20 protein-coding genes and 2 pseudogenes are annotated in these 23,421 nt (G+C 66.5%); 11 read left to right on the forward strand and 11 right to left on the reverse strand.

Annotated elements, in window-relative coordinates; all coding sequences use genetic code 11:
• Positions 1 to 221: 221 nt before the first annotated feature.
• Entirely contained in the window at positions 222 to 1,655 is a 1,434-nt protein-coding gene (locus FHX80_RS23620) for a class I SAM-dependent RNA methyltransferase (protein ID WP_145766037.1), read from the forward strand.
• A gap of 937 nt (positions 1,656 to 2,592) precedes the next feature.
• Here FHX80_RS23620 and FHX80_RS34805 read toward each other — a convergent pair.
• Positions 2,593 to 2,751, reverse strand: a complete 159-nt coding sequence (locus tag FHX80_RS34805) for an IS3 family transposase (RefSeq protein WP_167523337.1) — start codon at positions 2,749 to 2,751, stop codon at positions 2,593 to 2,595.
• Positions 2,752 to 2,757: 6 nt separating this feature from the next.
• On the reverse strand, positions 2,758 to 4,431 hold the full coding sequence (locus FHX80_RS23625; protein WP_375889880.1) for an IS1182 family transposase: 1,674 nt from the start codon (positions 4,429 to 4,431) through the stop codon (positions 2,758 to 2,760).
• A 198-nt stretch (positions 4,432 to 4,629) separates the two neighbouring features.
• On the opposite strand from FHX80_RS23625, the gene FHX80_RS23630 reads away from it, so the two are divergent.
• Positions 4,630 to 5,810 (forward strand): IS3 family transposase gene (locus tag FHX80_RS23630; protein WP_145764452.1). Its coding sequence is split into 2 segments (ribosomal slippage): positions 4,630 to 4,897 and positions 4,897 to 5,810, totalling 1,182 coding nucleotides; the frame shifts between segments, so codons are not numbered across the junction.
• A gap of 99 nt (positions 5,811 to 5,909) precedes the next feature.
• Here the strand turns inward: FHX80_RS23630 and FHX80_RS23635 are convergent.
• On the reverse strand, positions 5,910 to 6,836 hold the full coding sequence (locus tag FHX80_RS23635; protein ID WP_145766039.1) for a hypothetical protein: 927 nt from the start codon (positions 6,834 to 6,836) through the stop codon (positions 5,910 to 5,912).
• A gap of 644 nt (positions 6,837 to 7,480) precedes the next feature.
• On the opposite strand from FHX80_RS23635, the pseudogene FHX80_RS35885 reads away from it, so the two are divergent.
• A pseudogene (locus tag FHX80_RS35885) lies at positions 7,481 to 7,774 on the forward strand (DUF5655 domain-containing protein); the annotation flags it as partial.
• Between the two features lie 688 nt (positions 7,775 to 8,462).
• Here FHX80_RS35885 and FHX80_RS36825 read toward each other — a convergent pair.
• Positions 8,463 to 8,900, reverse strand: a complete 438-nt coding sequence (locus tag FHX80_RS36825; protein WP_145766040.1) for a DUF6262 family protein — start codon at positions 8,898 to 8,900, stop codon at positions 8,463 to 8,465.
• A 136-nt stretch (positions 8,901 to 9,036) separates the two neighbouring features.
• On the opposite strand from FHX80_RS36825, the gene FHX80_RS23660 reads away from it, so the two are divergent.
• Positions 9,037 to 9,102, forward strand: a complete 66-nt coding sequence (locus FHX80_RS23660) for a hypothetical protein (RefSeq protein WP_244318626.1) — start codon at positions 9,037 to 9,039, stop codon at positions 9,100 to 9,102.
• 148 nt (positions 9,103 to 9,250) lie between these two features.
• Here the strand turns inward: FHX80_RS23660 and FHX80_RS34810 are convergent, their stop codons facing one another.
• The 7 genes and pseudogenes from FHX80_RS34810 to FHX80_RS23690 form a co-directional block, all read right to left on the reverse strand.
• Positions 9,251 to 9,799, reverse strand: coding sequence for a hypothetical protein (locus tag FHX80_RS34810; RefSeq protein WP_167523606.1), 549 nt, complete (start codon positions 9,797 to 9,799; stop codon positions 9,251 to 9,253).
• Positions 9,800 to 9,987: 188 nt separating this feature from the next.
• Positions 9,988 to 10,563, reverse strand: a pseudogene (locus FHX80_RS23670) (IS256 family transposase); the annotation flags it as partial.
• A gap of 7 nt (positions 10,564 to 10,570) precedes the next feature.
• Positions 10,571 to 12,583, reverse strand: a complete 2,013-nt coding sequence (locus FHX80_RS23675) for a caspase, EACC1-associated type (RefSeq protein WP_145766041.1) — start codon at positions 12,581 to 12,583, stop codon at positions 10,571 to 10,573.
• The gene (locus FHX80_RS23680) at positions 12,538 to 12,930 is read right to left on the reverse strand and encodes a hypothetical protein (protein WP_145766042.1); all 393 of its coding nucleotides are present in this window, start codon (positions 12,928 to 12,930) and stop codon (positions 12,538 to 12,540) included. Before FHX80_RS23680 ends, FHX80_RS23675 begins: the two co-directional genes overlap by 46 nt.
• 401 nt (positions 12,931 to 13,331) lie before the next feature.
• Complete coding sequence (locus tag FHX80_RS34815) at positions 13,332 to 13,481, reverse strand: hypothetical protein (protein WP_167523608.1); 150 nt, start codon at positions 13,479 to 13,481, stop codon at positions 13,332 to 13,334.
• A gap of 1,491 nt (positions 13,482 to 14,972) precedes the next feature.
• Complete coding sequence (locus tag FHX80_RS23685) at positions 14,973 to 15,701, reverse strand: SDR family oxidoreductase (RefSeq protein WP_145766043.1); 729 nt, start codon at positions 15,699 to 15,701, stop codon at positions 14,973 to 14,975.
• Positions 15,694 to 16,329 (reverse strand): TetR family transcriptional regulator, encoded by a 636-nt coding sequence (locus FHX80_RS23690; RefSeq protein ID WP_145766044.1) that lies wholly within the window; start codon positions 16,327 to 16,329, stop codon positions 15,694 to 15,696. The genes FHX80_RS23685 and FHX80_RS23690 overlap by 8 nt, the downstream gene beginning before the upstream one ends.
• Before the next feature lie 209 nt (positions 16,330 to 16,538).
• Between FHX80_RS23690 and FHX80_RS23695 the strand changes: the two genes are divergently transcribed.
• From FHX80_RS23695 to mhpA, 7 genes are read left to right on the forward strand one after another with little or no spacing between them, the layout of a single operon-like run.
• Positions 16,539 to 17,894, forward strand: coding sequence for an MFS transporter (locus FHX80_RS23695; RefSeq protein WP_145766045.1), 1,356 nt, complete (start codon positions 16,539 to 16,541; stop codon positions 17,892 to 17,894).
• Positions 17,895 to 17,944: 50 nt separating this feature from the next.
• Positions 17,945 to 18,880 (forward strand): 3-carboxyethylcatechol 2,3-dioxygenase, encoded by a 936-nt coding sequence (locus tag FHX80_RS23700; RefSeq protein ID WP_145766046.1) that lies wholly within the window; start codon positions 17,945 to 17,947, stop codon positions 18,878 to 18,880.
• Positions 18,877 to 19,779, forward strand: coding sequence for an alpha/beta fold hydrolase (locus FHX80_RS23705; RefSeq protein ID WP_145766047.1), 903 nt, complete (start codon positions 18,877 to 18,879; stop codon positions 19,777 to 19,779). The genes FHX80_RS23700 and FHX80_RS23705 overlap by 4 nt, the downstream gene beginning before the upstream one ends.
• Positions 19,776 to 20,570, forward strand: a complete 795-nt coding sequence (locus tag FHX80_RS23710; protein ID WP_145766048.1) for a 2-keto-4-pentenoate hydratase — start codon at positions 19,776 to 19,778, stop codon at positions 20,568 to 20,570. The genes FHX80_RS23705 and FHX80_RS23710 overlap by 4 nt, the downstream gene beginning before the upstream one ends.
• Positions 20,571 to 20,572: 2 nt before the next feature.
• Complete coding sequence (locus FHX80_RS23715; RefSeq protein WP_145766049.1) at positions 20,573 to 21,037, forward strand: nuclear transport factor 2 family protein; 465 nt, start codon at positions 20,573 to 20,575, stop codon at positions 21,035 to 21,037.
• The gene (locus tag FHX80_RS23720) at positions 21,034 to 21,804 is read left to right on the forward strand and encodes an HpcH/HpaI aldolase family protein (protein WP_145766050.1); all 771 of its coding nucleotides are present in this window, start codon (positions 21,034 to 21,036) and stop codon (positions 21,802 to 21,804) included. Before FHX80_RS23715 ends, FHX80_RS23720 begins: the two co-directional genes overlap by 4 nt.
• Positions 21,801 to 23,414, forward strand: coding sequence for a bifunctional 3-(3-hydroxy-phenyl)propionate/3-hydroxycinnamic acid hydroxylase MhpA (gene mhpA, locus FHX80_RS23725; protein WP_145766051.1), 1,614 nt, complete (start codon positions 21,801 to 21,803; stop codon positions 23,412 to 23,414). The genes FHX80_RS23720 and mhpA overlap by 4 nt, the downstream gene beginning before the upstream one ends.
• The last annotated feature ends 7 nt before the right edge of the window (positions 23,415 to 23,421 follow it).

Below are 23,421 nucleotides of genomic sequence, written 5' to 3' on the forward strand. Positions count from 1 at the left end.
TGAGGGGACTGGGGGAGCGGGCGGAGTGGACGCGCAGTAGCTTTCCGGATCCGTTCCGCATTCGTGTTGCTCAGCCGTGCAGCTCAGCGGTGCTGCTCAGCCGTGTTCCGCTCGTGGTAAGCGGCCGGACGACACCCACGTAGACTCGTAGGTTGTTGTCCGGCCGCTTTCTCGCTGCGCTCGTTCCCCCTGTTTCCCTTGATCTCTGGAGCCATCCCCTCATGCAGAACGAATCCACTTCGCCGCAGACCGGGGAAACGCAGGCCGGAGAACCGCAGGCGGAAGAATCACAGGCAGGAACCCCGCAGACCGTGGAATCACAGACGGTGGAGTCACGGCCCGTGGAATCGCTCGTGGGGCACGAGTACGAGGTCGAGGTCGGCCCGGTCGCCCACGGCGGCCACTGCATCGCCCGGACCTCGGAGGGCCGGGTCCTGTTCGTACGCCACACGCTCCCCGGCGAGAAGATCGTCGCCCGGGTCACGGACGGCGCAGCCGACTCCCGCTTCCTGCGCGCCGACGCGGTACAGATCATCGAGGCGTCCAAGGACCGGGTGAAGGCCCCCTGCCCGTTCGCGGGCCCCGGCAAGTGCGGCGGCTGCGACTGGCAGCACGCGAAGCCCGGCGCCCAGCGACGGCTCAAGGGCGAAGTGATCGCCGAACAGCTCCAGCACCTCGCGGGTCTCACCCCCGAGGAGGCCGGCTGGGACGGCACCGTCGTGCCCGCCGAGGGTGACAAGCTCCCGCCGGGCGAGGTGCCCGCCTGGCGCACCCGGGTCCAGTACGCCATCGACGAGGACGGCCGGGTCGGCCTGCGCAAGCACCGCTCGCACGACATCGAGATCATCGACCACTGCCTGATCGCCGCCCCCGGCGTCACCGAACTCGGCATCGAGAAGCAGGACTGGCCCCAGATGGCCACGGTGGAGGCCATCGCCGCCACCGGTTCCAACGACCGCCAGGTCATCCTCACTCCCCGCTCCGGCGGCCGCCTCCCGCTGGTCGAGCTCGACAAGCCCGTCTCGGTCCTGCGCGTCGACGAGCACGACGGCGGAGTGCACCGCGTCCACGGCCGCGGCTTCGTCCGCGAACGCGCCGACGACCGCACCTACCGCGTGGGCTCCGGCGGCTTCTGGCAGGTCCACCCGCAGGCCGCCTACACCCTGGTCAAGGCCGTCATGCAGGGCCTGATGCCGCGCAAGGGCGAAATGGCCCTCGACCTGTACTGCGGCGTCGGCCTGTTCGCCGGCTCCCTCGCCGAACGCCTCGGCGAGAAGGGCGCGGTGCTCGGCATCGAATCCGGCAAGCGTGCCGTCGAGGACGCCCGGCACAACCTCAAGGACCTGGAGCGGGTCCGCATCGAGCACGGCAAGGTCGACCAGGTCCTGCCCCGCAGCGGCATCACCGAAGCCGACCTGATCGTCCTCGACCCGCCCCGCGCCGGAGCCGGCAAGCAGACGGTCAAGCGACTCGCCGCCCTCGGCGCCCGCCGCATCGCGTACGTGGCCTGCGACCCGGCGGCACTGGCCCGGGACCTGGCGTACTTCCGCGAGGGCGGCTACAAGGTGCGGACGCTGCGGGCGTTCGATCTGTTCCCGATGACGCACCACGTGGAGTGCGTGGCGATCCTTGAACCCGTCGCAAAGGGTGCCTGACCTGCAGGTTTAGGCGATGTGCGTTATGTGCACTGTGGGCGTTACGGGCGATATCTTGACGCTGAAATGACGCTCTACGAGGCATCTTGACGCTCATTTGACGCTCGTTCTGATGAGGTGTCAGAAGTCGGTTCTTGCAGGTGACGGTTGGTTGGGCGCCACTTGCGGGAAGTCCCTCTTTGCCGTCTCTTGACGGGAAACGGCTCAGCAGGAGTGAGGACCGTGCAGGCTTCAGCCGTGGAGTTACGGCTCCAGGGCGACGTGTCTGGGCGTGGGCAGGCTGGAGAGTCGTTGCCTGTCTGCGGCGTTTTCTGGTCTACGCGGCGTTTGCGTTCTATAGCTTCGCCGCGTAGGACGACTTTTTGCGTGATTTCCGAGAACTGTTCCTCGAGAAGACGGCTGGGAGTGTTGGCCGATTCGATGGCGCGGTGAGAGGAGATCGAACAGGACATCGCCCGACTGTTGGACGCGAAACCAACTCACCGCGCCTGACCCGCTGACGGTCCCCTGTCCGACGATCCCGAGACCGACCTGATCGCCTGGTGGAAGGCGGCAGATCCCCGGCGGCAGCGCTCTGCGACGCTCTGCTGCTGGCTCCCGATCTGCTGGATCAGGTCCCTTTGATGCGGCCGCCGAGCAAGCGGAACGCGGCCCCGGTGACCAACCGGCTTGAGTGCTTGAGTGGGAGACGGCTGGACCCGCACGTTCACTTGAGTCCTTGTCGACCGGCAGAGGCTCCGTGCTGTCTACCGCTTGAGCTGTGCCAGGAAGTCCTCCACGAACTTCTCCACCTCGGCCCGGCTCTTCACTTCCTCCACGTTCAGCCGGTCGACCACCTTCACGCCGGAGTGCAGGAACAGGCGGGTACGGCTGTGGTCGCGCCCGGCGTGGCCCTTGTGGTGAGGCTGAGGTTCCCCCGTTGCTCGGGAGGTGCTGATCAGCTGGTCAGGGCGGGTTGGCGGGGTTTCAGGTTCGCTCGTTCGGCCGTTGCCTGCTCGGCGTAGTGCTTCTCCTCGAACTCGATCGGGCTGAGGTAGCCGAGCCGCTTCTGGATGCGCCGGCTGTTGTAGAAACCATCGAAGACCCTGTTGCCCAATTGATCTCAGGCCGCGAGTTCGAGGGCTGCCAGCCGGGAGGTCCGGGTGTCTGCGAGAGGGGTCCCGTTCCACCAGGCGTCAAGGCGGATCAGGTTGATGGCGGCCGCGGTCAGGACGTGCGCGAGGTGTGTTTTGGCCAGGCCGATGTAACGGGTCCGTCGTACTCCAGCGGCCGCGACGGCCTGGTGGATGGTGCCTTCCACTCCGGCGCGGGCCGCATAGCGGTCCTTCCACTCGTCCGTGGACTGCTCGGCGCGGACACGTTCGAGGAGCGCGTCCTGTTCTTGTGGGCGTACGGTCAATTGCCGTCCGTACTGGGTGGAGCGGGTGCACTGGTCCCGGACGGGGCATGGTGCGCAGGTGGAGGTCGCGAATCGGATACGGATCGCGTCCCGGCCGTTGTTGTCCACGCCGGCCGTCCAGTACCTGCTCGTGGCGCCGGAAGGGCAAATGGCGTGCTCAGCCTGCCAGTTGATGGTGAAAGCGGTCTTGCCGAAGCCGTTCTTCTGAGCCGCTTGCCGGGTGTTGTTCGACCGGACTGGGCCGATGACGCTGACGCCGCGGGCGATCGGCGCGGTCAGAAGCAACTCGGCCGAGGTATACCCGGCGTCGAGGAGATGTTCCGCGGGCAGGAGGCCCCGGCTGGTGAGACGGTCGTGGACTGTTTCGACGACCATCGCGTCGTTGACTGTGGCGTCGGTCGTCTCAACATGAGTGATCAAGTGTGGGCGGTGGACCTCCCCCGGGTCATCGCAGCTCTCGCTGAGGTGGATCTTGTAACCGACCCAAGCCGATCCGCGCTTCTTCGAGTAACGGGCCTCGGGGTCGTAGGGAGAGGTGATCAGCATTCTGCCTGGCGGGAGATCGTCCTTCCCCCGCCAGGCCACCTCCTCGACTCCGTCGGTGACGGTGCGGGAGAACTGCTGCAGCCAAACCGTGCGCAGGACGGTGACCGCGGGGATCTCCCGTAGCCAAGCTGGCGCCGCCGGTGCGACGACTGCTTCGAGCAGGCGATAGCCGTCAGCCGCGATCTGCCGGGCGAGACCACGTCGCTCCTGCTCGTCCGTAGGCAGTCGATAGGCGTCAACCCGCGTGCCGTAGCGTTCCTGCCACACCGGATCCATCGCCGTGCGCATCCAGTCCGGCGCGGCTACGGCGAGCGCCTCCATCGCCGCGCGCAGGGCCTCGCCGATGAACTCCAGGCGGTTGAGGCTACGGACCGCGGCCAGGACGTGCGTGGCATCTGTACGCTGCCGACCACCAGGGGCGACCAGCCCCTCGCTGGCCAGCCGTCCCAGCAGCAGATCCAGGATCTTCTCCTCCAGGCCATGGGCCAGCAGCCGGTCCCGGAACCCGGTCAACACGGTGTGATCGAAGCCGGGGTCGGTCAACTCCAGGCCGAGGAGGTACTTCACGTCGATCCTGGCTCGCACCGCGTGCGCGGCCTGCCGATCCGTCAGGTTCTCCGTGAACTGCAGGATACTGACCAGGGCCAGCCGACCAGGTGCGACACCGGGACGACCACGGACCCCGAAGGCTTCTGCGAACTCCTCATCCGAGAACAGCGGACCGAGGCTGTCCCGGAGCCTCATCGCCAGACAGCCCTTGGGGAACGCCGCGCGAGCCACCTCCCGTGTTCCGGCAGGAATTCCCTCTCCCGAATCCGCCCGCATGGACACCGCACCACCCCTAACTCGACGGCCGGATAACCGGGTTCGTATCTCCGATGCCTGCGCACCAGACTCACCGCTCCCGGCACCGCGCAGGGCGTGATCGCGATGTGTTCACCCAATTGGGCAACAGGGTCCGGGGGTTAGCCCTTGATCGTGGACACCCTGATCATTGGATCGTGAGGATCCGAAGAACAGGAGTTCCCGTTGGGGACGTCGAAGTACTCGCCTGAGTTCCGGGCTGATGCCGTCGCGCTGTACCACGCCAGCCCGGGTGGGACGTACGCGTCGGTGGCCAAGGACCTGGGCGTCAACCACGAGACGCTCCGCACCTGGGTGCGGGATGCCGAGCAGGCCGCCCGGCCCGGCGCCGGCCAGGCCAGCGCGATGGAGAAGGAGAACCGGCAGCTGCGGGCGCGAGTGAAGGAACTCGAGCTCGAGCGGGAGATCCTGCGGAGGGCCGCGAAGTATTTTGCGGCGGAGACCAGCTGGTGAGCAGCCGCTTCCAGTTCGTTGACGATCATCGTGGCGCCTTCGGCGTCAAGCGGCTGTGCCGGATCCTGGCCGTCTCGCGGTCCGGGTTCTACCGTTGGATCGCCGGCGCGGACGCGCGGGCCGGGCGGGTCAGGGCGGATGCCGACCTCGCCGAGCGGATCACCGCCATCCACGCCGAGTCCGACGGGACTTACGGCGCCCCGCGGGTCACCGCCGAGCTTCGCGACGCCGGAGTACGCGTCAATCACAAACGCGTCGCACGGGTCATGCGTGCGCGAGGCATCGTCGGCTTCCACCTGCGCAAGAAGGTCCGCACCACCATCCCCGAGCCGTCGGCGACACCGGTTCCCGACCTGCTACGGCGCGACTTCACCGCGAAGACGCCGAACACGAAGTACGTGGGTGACGTAACGTATCTCCCCGTCGGGAACGGCCAATTCCTTTATCTGGCAACGGTGTTGGACCTGTGCTCGAAGCGCCTGGCGGGCTGGTCGATCGCCGACCACATGCGCACCGGGCTGGTCACCGACGCGCTCAAGGCTGCGGCGGCGGTCCGGGGCGCCGACGGCCTGCGCGGAGCGATCTTCCACAGCGACAACGGGGCGCAATACGCCTCGAAGGAGTTCGCCCAGGTCTGCACCGACCTCGGCGTAGTTAGATCGCGCGGCGCGGTGGGCACGAGCGCGGACAACGCCGCCGCCGAGTCGTTCAACGCGACCATGAAACGCGAGACGCTTCAGGGAAAGAAACGCTGGTCAGATGCCCGATCGGCCCGCCTCGCGGTCTTCCGATGGGCCACCCGCTACAACACCAGAAGGAGGCACTCCAGCATCGGCCAGATCAGCCCGAACGCCTTCGAACAACGATCAGTTACGCTGACCACCGCCGCATGACAACCGGTGTCCACGATCCCGGGTCAAGCCCCCACCCCTCCGTCGGCTGCGGTTCGGGTTCCGGCAGACCGAGCCCCACCGGGGGTGTATGCCTGGGGTTCAGTCCCCCGATTCGGCATCTGGAGAGTGGACTTGGAAGCCTGATACGGCCATGGTCTGCGGCGGATTTCCCGATTGCCACGGATTTTGCACGCCCGCTGCGCGTACCTCTGCCGGACTTTCCAGGGACAACAGGCACAGTGGGCAGTGCAGGGCGTCCATTAGTAGCCGGAGGCCGAGCTTGATGTCTCGCGACGGCAGCACCTTCAGCATTGCTGTGCCTGAGCAACAGGGGCACCCGACTGTGGCAAGAATGTAGTAATGAGACTCCGTTGGTGCTCTGAAGGGGCTGATGTCGAACGGGTAGGGAGCAGAGGAGGGCTCGGCAAGCGCTCGTTCCCGGGCGCTTTCAGGGAGACCTGCGAAGCGGTCATCGAAGCGATGCCAAGCTTGTCTGATCCGGATCTCGACGTCCCGTTCGACCTGGCTCCGCTGCTGATCCACAGCTATGATTACTGCGCCTGACCAGCGTTCCCAGAAGTCACCTATGTCGATGCCGACCTTCTTGAGCAGGGCCCATGAGTTCTCGACAAGGGCTGGAAGGAGGGCCTTTGCTCTGTCTCCAGTCGAGGTGTGCGCAGTTCCGTTGCGAAGTTCGATGAGCATATCGAGCTGAGGGTCAGGAGGGAGTATGTCTAGCGTGCGGAGCCGTTTGATGGCGTCCTTGGCGCCGACCGTACGGACCTTCTCCTCGCCCAACTCAAGGTGACCGCCGAGGTACAGGAGCATGTCTGGGTTCCCGTTGCGCATCTCCAGCAGATAGACGGGATTCATCGAGACCAAAACCGCCTTGGCGAGCTTCTCGATGGCCACACCGCCTTGAAGGGCGAAGTTGTCGTACTCGCTTCGTCCGTGCTCGTCCATGGCTCTGTGAGCCGCCTTCTTTGCGCCCTCAAGGAAGCTCGCGAAGGAGAGGAAGTCGTCCATGGCAGGACGGTAACCGCTGCTGTAGTGAGGGGCGATCGAATTGGTGAACCCGACTCCTGGGCGAACCGCACTCGGAAGCCTACAGGGGTAGGGATCCGGTTCTGAGGAGTCGGCCCGTTCCTCGTCCGAGGGCATCAACTGGCCTCTCAGCGCGCCGAGCTAAAGGAGAGGGTTCCCGCAGCTGCGTGGACGTCGGTCGAGCATCAGTGTGATCACGTGACGCTCGCCAGACTTGTAGATCTTCAAGGCCGCCGTCTTGGCCAGCGTCTGCCACTTGAAGCTGGCTCAACGCAAAAAGTTGGCCAGTCTGCCGGGTGGTGCGCTCGTCCGCGCCTGCGTACGGCTGAGCGAGCGAGGCAGAGACGTAACCGACGGTGCGGGTGCGAGAGATGCACCCCGAGGCGCACCGCAGACCCCTTCGGCTAGCAACATGCGGATGCCGCAGCCGGGAGTCTGAGACGTCGATGTGACGCTGGCCGCGAGCTCACCCGAAGCCACCGTCCCGGCCGGCACCCGCAACGACTGCCACGCACGGAGTGATGGAGCAGGCGCTTAGAAGGCACCTGCTCTATCCACTGAGCTACGGGGGCTGACCTGCGAAAACGCAGTCTTCCAGGCGCTCGTCCCGCGAAGCTGTGGGACGAATGTGGGATCTTGCGATCCCCGGGAACCGTGGGACACGGGTGCCTCACGGCGGCCCGGACGTAGCTTCTCACACCATCTTCACACCCTCGAAGCCCCTCGCGGAAACAATCCTGCCCCGGCTCGGCGTTGAAGATCTCCGAGCCGAGGAGGAGAAGGTGTCGAGCCTGAAGCTGTTCCGCACGGACACGACGAATAGCGGCGTGGCCGAGGTCATGCCGCGTCTGGCTGAGGTCGAGGCGGATGTGCAGGGCCTTGTCGAGGCGCACATGGAGACGCTGCTGGCGGTCCGCTTCCGTCCGTTATCTTGAGCTTGCTCGATAAGGAAGGCCCGGACCTGGGCCGATGTGATGTGGACAGTGTCCTCGACGCCGCGAAACGAAAGGCTATTCCGGAGACGGAGAATGTCTCATTCCGTCCGTCGTCCGTCGTGTCGATCAGCTGGGTGACGACCCAACGGTCACTGCTACTGAGCGGTGCCGAAGTTGGGCTGCAATGAGCTCCATCTCGACGAGAGTGCCCACCAACCCGGCCGTTCTCAGCTCCTCTGCCATGGCTCGAGCTTGTGCCAGAGACAGCTCGTGTACTTCTCGCAGAACGCGGAGGACGGTCACGCGGCTCGCTTCGGGTTCAGCCAGCCGGAGCCGGGCAGGCCCGTGTTCCGTCAAGAGTGCCTGGCGGATCGCCTCGGGAGTCGCGCCGCCACTGTCCTCCTCGCACCAGGCAATGGGGCAGGTCTGGCAGGCCCCCTCCGTTCCCCACCACAGCCTTCCGCGGACGATGAACTGGCCAGTGTCACGTATCAGCATGCCGCCGCAGGCTTCGCATACTGTCGTGATCTTCACGCCCTGGGTGATCACCGTGCTCCTCGTCATCGGACCTGTCCGGATCGTGCCGTACCGGCTCACCTTCTGCGACTGCATTTCCTCGCCAGTGCCTCGGCTCTGGAAGGAAGTGATGTCACGGCTCCGAATCACCAGGCTCTCAGCACGGGCCGATCGCTCTGGGAACTGGTGGCCCCGTCGCGGCGCGCACGCCTCGGACGTCGGCAGTGCGGCGTTCTCCGAGCGCGAGTGCGAGAGCTTCCCGAAGCTGCCGGTTTTCTGCTTCCAGCTGCCGGTTGCGCGTGGTGGCGACCTCCAGGCGCCGAAGCAGGGAGAGGTCGGAGGCTCGTTGGCGGTCGGCAACTAGCCGGGTCGCGGGGGCGCGGTGCCGGGCTCGCAGACGTTCGATCTCGGCTCTGAGATCCGGCTGGTTGTAGAGCCAGGACCGGGAGACGCCCGCTTCGCGGGCGACGGTCTCGAAAGTGATAGTGGTGCCTGTGTCGTCCATTCGCCGCAGGGCGGTGACCGCGCGTCGTCGGGTTGCCGCGGCACGACGGTGGGCCGCGGCGACGATGAGGTGAGAGTTATCAGCCGGCATTGGTGGTCTCCTCGCGCTCGTGCTGACCGTCCTCCAGCTCACCGATCATGCGGTCGAGGTTGGCGGCGACCTGCTGGTTCATCTCCGCGACGCGGGTGTGACCGCAGTTGGCGACAAGTTCCGCTTCATCGCCGAGGTGATCGAGTTCAACACGGTCCAGTGCCTATTCCGCCTCGCTCCGGTCTCGACGGAGACCCGGTAGCCGAAGTGGGCAGCCTCCCATCATGGAGGGAGCTGCCCGATGGAACGGCCCCCTGCTCCATCCATTCGAGAGTTTTGGACTTTCCCACCAGCTTGCCAGACGGCAGCGCCATCCTTGACCCATGCTCGCATCCAGCCCTGCCCAGCGGCTAGCCGACCACGTTCGACACCTCCTTGGCAGCGGACCGTTTCTCCAGCCCGGCGGATGGACCCACATGGGTGCTGTCATCTGCGACGTCAGCTTCCAGCCACGGTGCAACTACGAGAGGACTCTCCGACCGCGGCTCCTCCATCTGCAATTGAGCTGGGCTGATGCAAGAACAGTCCGCGGCTTCCAGCGCCGGCTCGTCACGGAAGACCTTGCCGTGGCCATGAAGTTCAACCACGCACAGAAGGTCGCGACGGCTCACGCCATCACCGACCTCCTCGCTGCCGACGGGGTCGATACCCGCGAGGACCTTCACACCTGGCTCGATCATCAGTCCAATCGCGCCGCTCTGCGCACGGTGAAGGGAGTGGGGCCGAAGAGCATCGACTACATAGGCAATCTCGTCGGCCGTTCGCACGTCGCCGTTGACGTACATCTGCGCGCCTTCGCCGTGGATGCTGGTGTTCCGGATCTCCCATACGACCAGTTGCGCGCAGTGTATGAGGGAGCCGCCGCGCTTCTCGGGCACGACAAAGGCGGACTGGAGCATGCCGTTTGGCGGCATAGGTCGAAGGCCACGTAGCCACCCAGCGGGCCTGGCCGTTGTAGGTGCGGGTTGCGGCAGGCCGTCTGCTCGTAGATGATGCGCGGCCGGGTTCGGGGACCTTGTCTCCGGTCTTCTCCTCCCACCAGCTAAGCGAAGAGTAATTGTCAAGAGTTGTGGATCAGCAGGGTTGTTCAGGCTGCGGTGACTTCGGGGCGTTCGACGAGGTGACCGTCCTTGAACCGGGCGCCGTTGCGGACAAGGGCGACGAGGTGGGGTGCAGTGATCGCACGCCAGCGGGCCTGGGCGGACTCGACGAGCTTGAACACCATGGCCAGGGCCGCGGCCGGGCTGCCGGCCCCGCGGGTGACCTTGGTCCGGAGCTTCACGGTGCTGAAGGTGCTCTCGATGGGATTTGTCGTGCGTAGGTGCACCCAGTGCTCGGCGGGGAAGTCCTAGAACGCGAGGAGCTCGTCGGTCTCGTCGGTGACCTTCTTGGCGGCTTTCGGTCACTTCGCGCTGTAGGTATGCTCGAAGTCCTTGATCGCCTTCTCGGCGTGGTCGCGGTCCTCGGCGTTGTAGATCTCCTGCAGGGCCTTCTTCGCGCCGGGCTGAGCCGATTTCGGTAGCGCGTTCATGACATTGCGGACCTTGTGAACCCAGCACCTCTGGTGCCTGGCCTGCGGAAACACCTCTGCGAGGGCCCTCCGCAGGCCCATCGCGCCGTCGCCGACGACGAGTTCGGGATCGCGCATGCCGCGCCGGCGGCAGTCGTTCCTACTTCCCGGTCTTAGCGTCAACGGAATACAAGGTACCTTCCGAGCCGAAGATCACCTGATCTCTCCACAGGGTAGGAATCCCGACACTTTCGTTGCCTGCATGCGACCATTTCTCCGTACCGGACTGAAAGTCGATGGATCTCAAGAAGCCGTCATCTCCCCCCACGTACAGAGAGTCTTCCGAGAAAGCCAGCAAAGGCCCGATGCCGCCACCCCCTACCTGGCGCACCCATTTCGGCCTGTGAGTTTCCCTGTTAACAGCCTCCAATCGGCCAGTCTCGGTCTGAAGATAGACAAGATCTCCCATGACTACAGGAGGGGAAATAATCGCGCCCGTGGCGTATGACCATTTAATCTCGCCTTCGAAAGGTTCGAAGGCGTAAAGCTTCCCGCTCCCCTGAGGAGTTTCAGTTCCGATATAGATCTCGCCGTTCGCGATCACCGCTTGCCCTGGAGTGCCACCATCGACTTTCTTCTTCCAAACAACCGAACCGTCCTCTACGTCAAGTCGGTAGATGTCTCCATATCCGCCACCGACATAGACGGAACCGCCATTATCTCCTACCGGTGAAGCGTTATTTCCGCCCCCAATAGGGCGTTTCCATGCGACTTCGCCAGTCGCAGGGTTGAGCGCGTAAGCGTCTGCTGCATCCGAGACGAAGACCTTGTCGTCAGAAAAAGTAGCAGTGGCTGACACGTCATACTTTCCGAGTTCTCGAAACCAGCGCTTACTCCCAGACTTGGCGTTAATTGCCAAGAGGCCGCCACCTGTATCCGAATCATATACTGGGATATAGACTGTTCCGTTCACGATCAGGGGGACAGCATATATGGCGGCTCGCCTGTGGAGGTCGTACCCCCAGAGTTCCTTCCCGGTTTTTGCGCCGAACGCGTATACTTTGTCGCTGCTCAGGTCGATACAGTAGACTTCATTTCCCCTCGTGGCGCACGCGCCGACGCTGGTTCCAGTATTTTGCACCCATGACTTCTCGTTTCTCGGAGAAGCCGACGGGCTTCCATTTCCTTCATCCCCGCCAGGTTGGCCGCCTGAAGGAAAATCTGCGAGAAAAAAGACAGACCCTGAAGTGGCCACGATTGCCGAACAAGCGAGGATCGCTCGACGGGCCACGGAGTTCTTCTTTTTTGCCGGCGTGAAGCTGTGGGGGTTCGGTGATCGAGCCGGGCGCGGAAAATTTGAAATTATCACATCGCCGACAGTTTCAACCTGGGTGAGTGTCGGCATTTGCTTCTTCTTCTTTGTCTTCCTGACCTCCTTTCGGGTCCACGCCCGCGCAAAGTCATACAGGTCCTTGACCGAGACCCTTCCGTCTTGATCCCTGTCCGCCTGCCCCGTGCGAATCCCTTCGATGATACCTTTGGTGAAATGGGAAACGTGAAGACCCGTTTCGCTGTCCCGATATTCGTAAGCTTCTTCAACGCCGGTTCCGGCTGAGAGAACCCAGGTCCCTTCTCCGAAGTGCTCTCTACTTACATCATGCTCGACTGTACCCGATTTCGACAGCATCCCGCGGGCAAATTTCCCAGAACTGCAACAATCCAGAATTACAACTCGGGCTCGCGCGAGACATTGCTCTAGCTGATGGCGTACAAAGGAGGCCGATACGCCAGTCCCATTCATCAACTTCTGCCACGTGTCCCGCGCCGCAAGGTATGCCTGATCGGCTCGTTGTGGAAATTTTCCGTGGCCCGAGAAGTAGAGCAGAACCGTGTCGTCCAGCTCGGCTGATTCCAAAAAGTTCGCTATTTCGAAAGATAGCTCGCGCTGGCTGGGATTCATCAAGACAGAGACAGAATGGAAGGCCCCGAGCTCTGGATCTTCGAGCACTTCGCGAAGCAGGTGAACATCGTTCAGAGGCGCTTTAAGTGGCGAAAAACCGGAATCGTTTTCATAATCGGCGACACCGATTAGTAGAGCTCGCTTCGTCGGCCTTCGATGCACGGCGATTATTCCTCTTCGTCTTCTTCCGGAATCGAGTGCTCTTCGATCCATTTCTCGGCCAAACGCAGCTTGTCCTCGCTCCAAGGCCCTCTAATCTCTAGGCGGTTGCCATTGAGCTCAATAATCACAGCCCGCATCATTCGACGCTTGAGGCAGTAGACAGAAGCGTTGATAACGCTCGACAGGACGCTGGCCCACGGCGAAACATCGAGGAGAAGAGTCAATAGATCATGGGTTCCGGACTTGGAGTCGCTCGGTGCCTCCTGCTCTGGGCGAACGGCCCTCAGTCCCAGTTGCGCCAGCTCCTCGTGCGTCTCGCGTACGGCGCGCTCAGCAATAGCCCTTTCTTCGTCGAGCGGCTCAAAGTGGATCTTCAGCTCGTTTGTATGACGCATCATCAAACTCCCTACTGTCAAGCGATGTTGTGAGGCCGCCGCAACTATAGCTACATCCCTGATGCGCCTCACGCTGGAGAGTGAAGTGCTGGACGCCTCGTGCGACCAGGCGATGTCTCAACGCATGGACTGCTTCCACCACTGCCGGCATACAGTGAACGTGCAGGTGGTCACCGACACCTGACGGCCAGTTGTCCCTCCCACGCGTACCGTCGCGCATGCTCACGATCTCAGCTTCGCACTAACGAGATCGTCCAGGTCTGGTCTGTGGCCGCCAAGGTGTCCCCAACCTGGCCAGGGGCTCGGGAGTTACCGCAGGCATCGACTGAGGCCCCTACAGGTCTTCGCTCAGGGGTTGATCGAGTTCTCCGAGTGCTCTGACGGGCAGGGCTTGATCAAGTTCCTCAGCGTGCGGGGCCTTCGGCTTCCCGGGGCGGGTGCTCACGCGCAGGCCACGTGCGCTTGGCGAGCTTGAGGGCGGCAGGGCTGTCGGGAATGGAGGAGGGGCGGGCGGCGATGTTCGTGAGGCTGTCGTTGATGCGAACGGGCTGCATGCCGTTGACGCAACGAGCGAAGCACCTGCTGCGATATCTACGGCGGCCGGCCGTAGCGGGCCGCGGCGCGGGCAGGACCACCGGCGTCTGGACTCGTCGGCCGGTCGCGAGTCCACGGCTTGGAAGGCGACACGGCGCCTGGTGCGTGATCGTAGGTGGTAGTGATCTCAGACGGTCTGGTGAAGGGCTCCGCGTGGGCGGTGTCAGGGGCGTCGAATGAGGCGTGAACCGTGACGCTCGTTTGACGCTCGGATCTTGAAAGTGGTCGCCTGACGCTCGCGAAAGGGCATCTGACCTGCGCTTTCTCTATCAACGGGAAGTTCCGACGTGTTCCCGATGACGTCGCACGTGGAGTGCGTGGCTACCCTTGAGCCCGCTGTGAAGGGCGTCTGACCTGCTGCTTTGCTGGGGCGCGGGGAGGTCTTGACCTGTTCGGGGTATTCAACAGGTCAAGGCTGGTGCATCCGTCTCACCTGCGGTTCTGTGCTGCAGTGACGGGTGGGACGGGCGGTTTTCGGGACTCTTGACGCTCGTATGACGCTCGTGATCTGTCGATGGGGTCGGGCGCGTCGGCGGGGCCTGACGAAGCTCGCGCGGTCTTGGTTCGAGCCGCTGACCGTGGCTTTACTGTGATTACGCAGAGTGCTGTCGGCTGGCGCCTGCCTCTGTCGGTTCAACTTGAGCTGTCCTGAATCTGTCGAAGTGCACTTGGATAGAATCGCGTGGTCGAACAGGGTGCCTCTGGTTCCGGTGGCCGAGAGTCCTGCCAAGCCTGAGAACGTGGTCGACCGCGATCGTGAGTGGAATCTGCTGCTCACGGAGTTCGTCACGGATCCTCCCGTACCCGCTTCGCCAGCGCGCCGGGGCCGAGTAAGTAGTGCATGCAGCGGGCGGCGGTCCACGGCGACGACGGCGCAGCGCGCGCTGCAGCAGCGGCTCGCGGTGGGGCTGATCGGCGAGCGGATAGGTCCCTGGGTAGTGCGACGGCCCGGCGGGTGTCTCTGGGCATGCTCCCCGGGTGGCGAAGCGGCCGTTGCCCCTCCACCTGCCCCCGGCCGGAGCGCAGCCGATCCGTGGCATAGGGACGGACGCCCGTCGGCGAAGGCACGCTCGGCCGGCGCGTTCAGGGACCGTTTCACGGCGTCGTACCGGATGGGCGGACCGCCGCTCTCCGTCCGGACACCGTGCCGCCCCACCATGTTCGCGACCTGCAGATTCGGCCGCACCCGCACCGACCGCACCGCACCGCGCCGAGCCCGAGGTCGTTCTCCGCCCGCTCCCGGTGCCGGCGGCGGTACTCGCGCTCCGGTTCCGGCCGACGACGCGAGATCAACACCTTCTCCATGCTGGTCGCCCAGCGCACCAGGGAACTCGAGTCTCCCCGCGTCACCAGGACCCCCTGCCTCGCACCGGGCCAGGGGTCCCTTCCCGTACCGGCGACGCGCACGACCGGGCGGGGCCGGGCCTCTCCACCGGGTGAGGCTCCCCCTCTCAGACCGACTTGGCCTCCCCGCCGTCGACGCGGAGGTTCTGCCCAGTCATGTAGGCCGACTCCTCGCCGGCCAGGAAGCGTACGATCCGGGCGGCCTCCGCGGTGCTCTGCGCCCGGCGCAGCGGGATGCCTTTGGTCCACTCGGCCGGGACCGCACCGGGGTCGTCCTTCGTCAGCCCGGTGAGTACGTTGTTCATCCGGATGCCCTGCGGGCCGTATTCGTTGGCGTACAGCTTGGCGAAGGAAGCCAGCGCCGCTCGCATCGTCACCGAGACGGGGAACATCGGGCCCGGCTCGAAGACGCCCGCGGTGGAGATGTTCACGATCGCGCCGCCGCCGGAGTCGATCAGACGGGGCGTCACGAGGCGGGCCATGCGTACCACGTTCAGCAGGTAGAGGTCGACGCCCTCGGACCACTGTTCGTCGGTGATCTCGAGCACCGGGCCGCGTGCCGCGTGACCGCTGCTGTTGACGACCGCGTCGACCCGACCGTACCGCGACACCGCGAGGTCGACACACGCCCGCAGGTCCTCGACGCTGATGTTCGAGCCGTCCAGACCGGCACCGCCGAGCGACTCGGCCAGGGCCCGGGCCCGGCCCGACGGCGACATCGCGACCACCCGGTAGCCGTTCGCGGCGAACTCCCGCACGCACGCGGCGCCGATTCCGGATCCGCCGCCGACGACGATCGCGACCTTCTCGGACGCGGACGGGAGGGTCTCAGACATGCGCGTACTCCTTCAGGCGAGTGGTGACCAGGGACTCGAGCGCGTCGGCGGCCAACTCGGCGTAACGGGCGAAGTCGGTGTCGTCGCCGGCGGCCGCGGCCACGCGGAAGCCGTCGGTGAGCGCGCGCCCCATGACAGCCATGTCGTGCGCCAGCTCTGCCGCGACATCCTCCGGCACCTTCGGGTACGAGGCCCGCAGCCGGGAGGTGACGAACCCGAACATCTCCTCGCGGATGGCGAGGTACCGCTGCCGGGCGAGGTTGTCCTCCAGGCGTCGCTCGAACGCGAAGACGAGGCCGATGCTCCAGAACGCGGCGGCCGGCTCGGCCACGCTCGCGGAGGCCGCCGCCGAAACGTTGATGCTGCGTCGCAGCAGGTCGCGCATGTCGCCGACGGAGGCGTTGGCCTGCTTCCAGAGCTCGAAGCAGTGGTCGAGCAGCTCGACGAAGAGCTGCTCCTTGTTCCGGAAGTGCCAGTACACGGATCCGATCGGCAGGCCGGACACACGTGCGACGTCGGCCATGGTCGTTCCCTCGTACCCGGCCTCGACCGCACGCGAGAGCACGGCCTCGAGAATCGCCCGCTTCGACACCTCGGACGCCTGGTGGGTCTTCCGCCTCGTGGCCATGGGTCCCCCTCCGCTGTTCGGACTGCCGTTCTATCAAATCCACTCCACCCCTTGACACCAGCAAGGGACACTAGCGAAGGTAATGCCGATTCTAGAACGTTTCTTCTAGGAAATCTTCACGGAACGCGAACCTGGTGCGCGGACCACCTCATCCCGGCGGACCACTGCGATGGCACGGGTCCGCTCCATCCCGGAACAGGGAGACCTTCATGAGGATCACCGACCACATCGCTCGAGAGAAAATGAGCGGTCTGCAGATCCGCGCCGTCATCGTCGCGATCGGCCTGGTCGTGCTCGACGGCTACGACGTCTCGCTCACGTCGTTCGCCGCCCCCTACATCGAGAAGGGCTTCGGGGTCTCCAAGGCCCAGCTCGGACTCGTCATGTCCGGCGCCCTGATCGGCATGCTCGTGGGCTCGATCGTCGTCGCGCCGCTCGCCGACCGCATCGGCAGGCGCAAGCTGGGCGTCATCTCCACCGTGACGATCGCCATAGGCATGTTCATCGGCCCGTTCGCGACGCCGGAGACCGGGACCTGGCCCCTCGTCGTGAGCCGCATCGTCACCGGCATCGGCGTCGGCTCCCTGGTGGCCGTGGTCGGCGTCATCCTCGCCGAGTACACGGGCAAGCGCGTGTACGCCCTGGTGATGGCCGTCTACGCCGCCGCGATCAACATCGGCGGGCTGCTCGGCTCCGTGATCGTGGGCCCGATGCTCGGCGCACGCGGCTGGCAGTTCGGCTGGTGGGTCGGCTTCGCCCTGAGCGCCCTCGCCGCGGTCGCCACGTGGGCCTTGCTCCCCGAATCGCTCGCCTGGCTCTCCGAGGGCCGTCGCGCGGACTCCCTGCAGCGGCTCAACGCGCTCCTGACGAAGATGCGCCGCCCCGTGCTCGAAGCGCTCCCGGAGTCCGACTCGACGGGCGTCAAGGCGAAGGGCTCGCTGCGCACCGTGTTCACCGGCCGGACGGGCCTCTACACGCTGCTGATGATCGTCGGGTACGTCGCGTACATGCTCAGCTTCTACTTCATGACGAACTGGGCGCCGATCTCCGTCGCGTCCGCCAACCACAACCCGGCGCTCGCCCCGCAGCTCGTCTCCGCCTTCAGCATCGGCGGCATCCTCGGCAACGTGCTCTTCGGCTTCCTCGGCAACAAGCTCAACGTCCGCCTCCTCGCCCCGGTCTTCCTGATCCTGGCCACCGCTGCCCTGGCGCTGTTCGGCATCGCCGGCCCGGGGATGCCGACCGCCTGGTGGAGCCTGTTCCTCGCCTCGTTCTTCGTCTGCTCGGGCACCGCCGCCTTCTACACGATCGTCCCCGGGCTGTACCCGACGCTGGCCCGCTCGACCGGTTTCGGTGTGGTCATCGGCGTCGGCCGGTTCGGCGGCATCGCGGCGCCGATCGTCGGCGGCGCGGCCTTCGATGCGGGCATGGGGATGGGGACGGCCTTCACCGTCTTCGCGCTGCCCATGCTCGTCGCCGGCCTCTGCATCCTCGCCCTGCACCTGGTCCAGCGCCGCTCCGACGCCCCCAGCCCTCAGCCCGCGCTCGCCGGCGCGTCCGCGTAAGCACCGTCCACCACCTTCGAGACCACTCTGTGAGAAAGGGGAACCACGCCATGCCACTGGCCGTCGCAGCACTCTCCCACGCGCCGTCCTTCGGCAACGTCGACCCGGGCGGGGAGACGTTCGCCGAGATCAATACCGCCATCGACGAGGTCAGGGCGTTCGTCGCCGAGTACGACCCCGACCTGGTCGTGGTGTTCGGGCCCGACCACTTCAACGGCCAGCTCTACTCCCTGATCACCCCGTGGTTGATCGGCGCCGTCGCCGAGGGCGTCGGCGACTACGGCACCACCGCGGGGCCGCTCCCCGTCGACGGCGACGCCGCCCGGGCCTTCCACGCAGCAGTGCTGGGCGAGGGCGTCGACATCGGCCGCAGCGAGCGGATGAAGGTCGACCACGGCGTGGTCCAGCCGCTCGACTTCGTGTTCGGGAAGAACTTCACGCAGCCGATCGTGCCGGTATTCGTGAACGCGATCGGCCTGCCGCTCTCGCCGATGCGGCGGGTGCGCCTGATGGGCGAGGCGTTCGGCCGGGCCGCCCGGGCGATGGACAAGAAGGTGCTGTTCCTCGCCTCGGGCGGCATCTCCCACAGCCCGCCGATCCCGCGCTGGGACGGCGCCCCCGGCACCGTGCACGAGCGCCTGGTCGCGTACGCGCCCTCGCCCGAGGAGCGGCAGGAACGCGAGCAGATGATCGTCAAGGGCATCCAGGCGATCGCCGACGGCAAGGCGCCGAGCGACCCGCTGAACGAGGAGTGGGACACGCTCGTCCTCGACGTGCTCCGCTCCGGCGACCTGAGCCCGGTCGACGGCTGGGAGAACGGCTGGTTCATGGCCGAGGGCGGCTCGGCCGCGCACGAGATGCGCAGCTGGATCGCCGCCTACGCGGCGCTGTCCACCGCCGGCCCGTACCGCCTTGCCGTCGACCACTACTGGGCGGTCGAGAAGTGGGGCGCCGGCTTCGCGATCCAGGCGGCGGTGACCGCATGAGCCGGGTGGGAAGCACGCACTTCGCGACCCTGTGGGAAGAGATCGCGGACCTGGAGCACACACTGCGGTACGTGGACGCGGGCGGCTACCGCACCCGCATGCTCGACTTCACCGGAGCGGGCCCCGAGGCGCAGACGGTGGTGCTCGCCAGCGGCACCAGCGGCCACATCGAGGCGTGGACACAGAACATCCGCGCGTTCGTGGAGGCCGGTTTCCGGGTGGTCGGCTACGACTACCCGGGCCACGGGTACACCTCGCTCGCCGACCATCCGCTGGAGATCAGCGACTACGAGGAGCACCTGCTCGCGCTGCTCGACGCACTGGCACTGGAGCGCGTGCACCTCGCCGGCGAGTCGCTCGGCGGCTGGCTGGCGCTGAAGTTCGCGCCCAAGCACCCCGACCGGCTGCACACGGTGATCCTTTCCGCGCCGGGCGGGCGGATGGTCGCGGAGCCGCAGCTGGACAGGACGCAGTCGGTGAGCGCCCAGGCGGTGAGCGAGCCGACCTTCGAGAACGTGAAGAAGCGCCTGCAGGTCGTCATCCACGATCCGGAGAAGATCACCGACGAGCTTGTACGCGTCCGCCAGGCGATCTACGCCCGCGACGGGTTCAGCATGGCGTACGTGTCCGCCCTGCGGGAGCCGGAGCGGCGATGGCGGAACCGGGTGACGGACGACGACTTCGCGGCGGTCCCGGTCCCGGCCCTGATGGTGTGGACCGACAACGAGCCGACCGGCGACCAGGCCGAGGGCGAGCGCCTGTGCGGGCTGATCCCGGACGGTGAGTACCTGCTGGTCCGCGGCGCCTCGCACTGGCCGCAGTGGGAAGGCGCCGCGGAGTTCAACGCCGCGGCGGTCGCCTTCCTGAAGCAGCACGCCGGACGGGAGGACCACCGGTGAGCGTCCCCCAGGAGACCGTCAACCGGATCGCGCGCGAGCTGTTCGAGGCGAAGCGCGACGTGCACACCGTGCCGTACGTGAGCCCCCAGCTTCCCGAGCGCGATCTCGACGCGGCCTACGCGATCTCCGCCGAGTTCGCCGCCCTGCGCGAGCGCGAGCTGGGCGTGAAGCGGGTGGGCCGCAAGGTCGGCCTGACCAACCCCCTCGTCCAGCAGCGGGTGGGCATCGACGAGCCCGACTACGGCGTCATCCACGACGACATGGTGCACGCCTCAGGAACGCACCTCCCGCTGTCCAGGTACAACCGACTGCTCATCGAGGCCGAGGTCGCGTTCGTGCTGAAGAGCGACATCCTCGAGGCCACCCGCGAGGCCGTCGAGGCCGCGATCGACCACGTGACCCCCGCGTTCGAGGTCGTCGACTTCCGCTACGACGGATCGGTCGGGCAGATCGTCGACACCATCGCCGACAACGCCGGCTGCAGCGGCGTCGTCCTCGGCGAGGAACAGCACCCGTACGGCGAGGTCGACCTCACCAAGGTGGAGATGGTCATCACGGGCGGCGGCACGGAGATCACCCGGGGCGTCGGCAGCAACGTGCTGGAGGACCCGGTCAACGCGGTGATCTGGCTGGCCGGGACCGCCATCCGCACCGGCGAGCCGCTGCGCGCCGGCGAGGTGCTGCTGTCCGGATCCATCGGTTACATCGAGCCGTGGCCCGCCGACGTCGAGTGCGTCGCCACCATCACCGGACTCGGTCGCGTCGTCGCGACCGCGAATTCGAAAGGCTGAGCATGAGCGACTACTGCCCCGTCGACGCCATCACCCGCGTCGAGATCGAGCAGCTCATCGCGGAGATGCTGTACCGCCTCGACCACAACCACGCGGACACCACCTGGGAGCTGTACACCGAGGACGGCGTCTCGGTCGGCCCGATGGGTGACATGGACCGCGAGGCCATGAAGGCCTGGGGCGCCAGGCGCGCCCGGCAGACCGACATCGTCGGCCGTCACTTCATCGGCGGGATCCGCCTCGTGCGGGACGGCGAGGAGGTCGAGGGAACGGTGCAGTACCTGACGTTCCGCGACAGCAACGAGCCGCAGACGCAGCCCGCCTCCGTCGGCGAGTTCCGCGAGCGGTACCGGAAGGTCGACGGGCAGTGGCGGTTCGCCCGCCGCGAGATCGTGCCGGTTTTCGGCGGCAAGGCGGCCGCGGCGCACGCCGCTCGGCTGGCCGGACGAGAGGGATCGGCGCGGTGAAGCAGGCAGCTCTCGGCGGTAGGAACCCCGTCCTGTACCACCAGTCGCTCTCCTCGTTCTCGATGCCGGAGTGGGCGGCGGCCGCCGGCTACGACGGGGTGATCCTGGACCTCCAGCACGGCGAGCTGGGGCTCGAGGCGGCCTGCGGGATCCTGCGCTCGCTCCCGCGCGAGAACGCGTACGCCTACGCCCGCGTGGGCTCGCTGGATCCCGCCCCGATCCTGCGGCTGCTCGACAGCGGGGCCCGCGGCGTCGTCGCGCCCACCGTCGAGTCGCGGTCCCAGACCGAGGCCCTGGTCGCCGCCGTCAAGTACCCGCCGGCCGGGAACCGCAGCCTGGGCCCGTCCAGGCCGGCGCTGTACCCGGGTGACTCGTACACCGAGGCCGGCAACCGCGCGGTGTCCGCCATCGCCCAGATCGAGACGAAGGCCGGCGTCGACCGTGCCGAAGAGATCGTCTCGACCCCGGGCCTGGACTCGGTCTACATCGGGCCGGCCGACCTGGCTGTCTCCTACGGTCTGCCCGGACGCGGCGACTGGGAGGACGGCCCTGTGCGCGAGGCGATCGCGCACCTGCGCGAGGTGACGACCGCGCACGGCGTCACCCTCGGCATCTACTCCGGCCGGCCGCAGTACGCGGTCGGCCTGTTCGCCGACGGCCTCGTCGACTACGTGGGCCTCGGCATCGATCTCGTCCTGCTGAACCGTGCGTTCGGCGACACCATCGCCGCGCTCGACTCGGCACGATCCACTGGGAGCAACTCATGACCACCGCTTGCGAGGTCCTCGTCGTCGGTGCGGGCCCCGTCGGCCTGACCCTGGCGAATCTGCTCGGGCAGCAGGGAATCGACGTCCTGGTCGTCGAGCGGGAGCACGAGCTCATCGACTACCCGCGGGCCGTGGGCATCGATGATGAGGCACTGCGCGCGATGCAGACCGCGGGCCTGGTCGACGAGGTCCTTCCCCACACCATCCCCGACCAGAAGATCTACATGGTCAACGGGGACCGGATGATCCTCTCCGAGGTGAACCCGACGACGCGCGAGTTCGGCTGGCCGCGGCGCAACGGCTTCGTGCAGCCGTTGGTCGACCAGGTGCTGCTCGCCGGCCTGGACCGCTTCCCGAACGCCACCGCACGCTTCGGTGCCGAGGTCGTGGACTTGGCCGAGGTCGGGGACGGCGTGGTCGCCACCCTCGCGAACGGCGAGACGGTGCGCGCGCTGTACGTGGTCGCTGCCGAGGGCGGATCCTCACCCACCCGCAAGAGCCTGGGCATCTCGTTCGAGGGCGAGACACGGCCGACCGACGGCATCGTGATCGACGTCGCCAACGACCCGATCGGTACGCCCCATGCCGTATTCGGCGGGGATCCCGCCCGCAGCTACGCCTCCATCGCACTACCGCACGGCATCCGGCGCTGGGAGTTCACGCTCTTGAAGGGCGAGACCGAGGCCGACGTCGACAACGACGAGTTCGTCTTCGGCCTGCTGGCACCGCACGTGCCGGATCCGTCCAAGCTCGACATCATCCGGCGGCGCGTCTACCGGCACCACGCCCGCGTCGCGGGGCGGTTCCGGCACGGGCGGATCCTCCTCGCCGGCGACGCCGCCCATGTCATGCCGGTCGTCGGCGGCCAGGGCTGGAACTCCGGGATCCGCGACGCCTTCAACCTCGGCTGGAAGCTGGCCGCCGTCGTCAAGGGCCTGGCGACCGACGGTCTGCTGGACACGTACGAGACCGAACGGCTGGGCCACGTCACGCAGATGGTGGCCGTCTCCCTCGGGATGGCGAAGGAGATGACCGACCACGATCCGGTCAAGGCCGCCGAGCGTGACCGGATCGCCGCTAACCGCACCCCCGAGGAGCGGGAGGCGCAGAGGCGGCAGGCGTTCAAGCCGCAGCCGAAGTTCGATCAGGGCGTCGTGGTGCACACGCCGCTGCCGGAGTTCAAGACGCTGCCGGCCCGCGACGTGCCGCGTCTCGCCGGCTCGATCTTCCCGCAGCCGCAGGCCACCGACACGGACGGCGTGGAGATGCTGCTCGACGAGGCCACCGGGCAGGGCTGGCGTGTGATCACCTGGAACAACGACCCTATGGCCTTTCTGTCGGCGGAGCGGCTCGCCGTGCTCGACCGCCTCGGCGCCCGCCTCGTGCAGGTGGTGCCGAAGGCACAGCTGCCGTGGGCGCGCAAACAGGCCGCGCCCGGAGTCACCGTCGTCGGCGACCTCGGCGGGGAGCCAAGCCTGCAGGCCTGGTTCGACGCACGCCCGGTCGGCGCCGTCATCCTCCGCCCCGACCATGTGATCGCCGCCGAGTGCCTCGCCCAGGAACTCGACGACGTACTCGGCAAGGTCTTCGAGGCCGCCTGCATCGCGTGATCCCGGC

The organism is Streptomyces brevispora (assembly GCF_007829885.1).
Taxonomy (GTDB): domain Bacteria; phylum Actinomycetota; class Actinomycetes; order Streptomycetales; family Streptomycetaceae; genus Streptomyces; species Streptomyces brevispora.

What these genes read in the sequence shown, in the direction of transcription:
- FHX80_RS23675 (WP_145766041.1), bottom strand. Translation starts at nt 12,583, where the DNA reads ATGGATCGAAGAGCACTCGATTCCGGAAGAAGACGAAGAGGAATAATC.
- FHX80_RS23680 (WP_145766042.1), bottom strand. Translation starts at nt 12,930, where the DNA reads ATGATGCGTCATACAAACGAGCTGAAGATCCACTTTGAGCCGCTCGAC.
- FHX80_RS23635 (WP_145766039.1), bottom strand. Translation starts at nt 6,836, where the DNA reads ATGGACGACTTCCTCTCCTTCGCGAGCTTCCTTGAGGGCGCAAAGAAG.
- FHX80_RS36825 (WP_145766040.1), bottom strand. Translation starts at nt 8,900, where the DNA reads ATGCCGGCTGATAACTCTCACCTCATCGTCGCCGCGGCCCACCGTCGT.
- FHX80_RS23685 (WP_145766043.1), bottom strand. Translation starts at nt 15,701, where the DNA reads ATGTCTGAGACCCTCCCGTCCGCGTCCGAGAAGGTCGCGATCGTCGTC.
- FHX80_RS23700 (WP_145766046.1), top strand. Translation starts at nt 17,945, where the DNA reads ATGCCACTGGCCGTCGCAGCACTCTCCCACGCGCCGTCCTTCGGCAAC.
- FHX80_RS23620 (WP_145766037.1), top strand. Translation starts at nt 222, where the DNA reads ATGCAGAACGAATCCACTTCGCCGCAGACCGGGGAAACGCAGGCCGGA.
- FHX80_RS23690 (WP_145766044.1), bottom strand. Translation starts at nt 16,329, where the DNA reads ATGGCCACGAGGCGGAAGACCCACCAGGCGTCCGAGGTGTCGAAGCGG.
- mhpA (WP_145766051.1), top strand. Translation starts at nt 21,801, where the DNA reads ATGACCACCGCTTGCGAGGTCCTCGTCGTCGGTGCGGGCCCCGTCGGC.
- FHX80_RS34810 (WP_167523606.1), bottom strand. Translation starts at nt 9,799, where the DNA reads ATGCTCCAGTCCGCCTTTGTCGTGCCCGAGAAGCGCGGCGGCTCCCTC.
- FHX80_RS23695 (WP_145766045.1), top strand. Translation starts at nt 16,539, where the DNA reads ATGAGGATCACCGACCACATCGCTCGAGAGAAAATGAGCGGTCTGCAG.
- FHX80_RS23715 (WP_145766049.1), top strand. Translation starts at nt 20,573, where the DNA reads ATGAGCGACTACTGCCCCGTCGACGCCATCACCCGCGTCGAGATCGAG.
- FHX80_RS23705 (WP_145766047.1), top strand. Translation starts at nt 18,877, where the DNA reads ATGAGCCGGGTGGGAAGCACGCACTTCGCGACCCTGTGGGAAGAGATC.
- FHX80_RS34815 (WP_167523608.1), bottom strand. Translation starts at nt 13,481, where the DNA reads ATGCAGCCCGTTCGCATCAACGACAGCCTCACGAACATCGCCGCCCGC.